The organism is Actinomadura sp. BRA 177, assembly GCF_013372625.1.
GTDB lineage: Bacteria > Actinomycetota > Actinomycetes > Streptosporangiales > Streptosporangiaceae > Spirillospora.
Window position 1 is genome coordinate 1 of sequence record NZ_JABXFD010000660.1, and the last position, 1,520, is coordinate 1,520.

The following is a 1,520-nucleotide window of genomic DNA, read 5'->3' on the forward strand; positions in this document are numbered from 1 at the left end:
CCGCCGCGGCCGGCTACTGGGCGCGGCGCGGGCTGCCCACCGACCCTGCCGCGGTCGTCGCCGGGCCGGCGACCGGGCCGTAGGCGCCGCGGCCGGCGGCCGACTCCAGCTCGCGGGTCAGCGCCGGATGTATCGGGATCCCGGCCTCCCCGAAGCCGAGGGGGAGCACGCGCTCGCCCGCCCTGCGCTTGCGGGCGATCGCCTCGTTGACGGCGAGCGTCGCCGACAGCGCGACGGGACGGGGCGCGAAGGACAGTGGCCGGACGGACGCGGGCTGATTTTGAGCAGGCATCAATGCTCCAAAGGGCAGTGCGAAAAAGGGCAGGACGACGTAACGGTGAGTAACCGTTGAATCCCCCTGTGCGACCCGGCCGGGCTCGCCCTTACTCTTGCCCGCTGCAAGCATCATTACAAGCGAGTCTCATCGATGGTTACCGTAAGATGTACTAATGCTCGAACTGCGCCGCCTGCGGTTGCTCGCCGAATTCGCCCGCCGCGGCAGCATCGCGGCGACCGCCGCGGCGCTCGGCTACACCCCCTCGGCGGTCTCCCAGCAGCTGGCCGCGCTCGAGCGGGAGGCCCGCGTCCCGCTGCTGGACCGCACCGCCCGCAGCGCGGAGCTGACCGACGCCGGGCGCCGCCTCGCCGAGCGCGCCGAGGAGATCCTCGGCCTGGTGGAGACGGCCGAGGCGGAGCTGTCGGCGCAGGCCGACGCCCCCTCCGGGCGGATCGTGGTGACCGCGTTCCCGACCGCCGCGGTCGCCTTCGCGCCCGCGCTGGCGCGCAGCCTGGGCGAGCATCCCGGGCTGACGTTCGTGCTGCGGCAGACCGCGCCCGGCGCCGGCATCCGCCAGGTGCAGAGCGGCGAGGTCGACATCGCGCTCATCGACGACTGGACGGGCAAGGTCCCCGACCAGGCGCCCGCCGCGCTGGAGTTCTTCCACCTGCGCCGCGACCCGCTCGTCCTGGTCGTGCCGGTGGCGCACCCGATGTCGGACCCGGACCGGCCGGTCGACCTGGAGCGGCTGCGCGAGGAGCCGTGGATGGCCGCGCCGCCCGGCGAGCCGTCCCGGCAGGCCGTCGAGCGGCTGCTGGACACCGTCGGCGGCGCCCGACCCGTGCCGTGGGAGTTCGAAGGGCTGCACACGATCCTCAGCCTGGTCGCGCGGGGGATCGGCATCACCGCGGTGCCCGCGCTGGCGCTCGCGGCCGGCGACCGGGGCGTGGCGGTGCGGCGCATCCCCGAATGCACGCTCGCGCGCGAGGTGTACGCCGTCACCCGCACCGCGAGCGTGCGCAGGCCGTCGGTGGCGGTGACGCTGCGCGCCATCTACGCCGCCGCGAGGGACGTCCGGCCGGCGACCGCCGACCCCGGATAAGAGGCGAGCCACCGGTACTACATTCGCAGATCTTGAAACTGTTGGGTTGGCCGGCCCGTTGATCATGGGTGACTTCCCCTATCACCTACGATCAGGTCGTGTCGTGGGACGAGGCGCTGGCAGAGTTGACCGGCAGGGTGG

At 73.6% G+C, this 1,520-nt stretch carries 1 protein-coding gene and 1 pseudogene; one reads left to right on the forward strand and one right to left on the reverse strand.

What is annotated here, in order from left to right:
• Positions 1-58: 58 nt before the first annotated feature.
• Positions 59-292 (reverse strand): annotated as a pseudogene (locus tag HUX53_RS36765) (pyridoxal phosphate-dependent aminotransferase); the annotation flags it as partial.
• A gap of 157 nt (positions 293-449) precedes the next feature.
• On the opposite strand from HUX53_RS36765, the gene HUX53_RS36770 reads away from it, so the two are divergent.
• On the forward strand, positions 450-1,379 hold the full coding sequence (locus HUX53_RS36770; protein ID WP_176407889.1) for a LysR family transcriptional regulator: 930 nt from the start codon (positions 450-452) through the stop codon (positions 1,377-1,379).
• Positions 1,380-1,520: the final 141 nt, after the last annotated feature.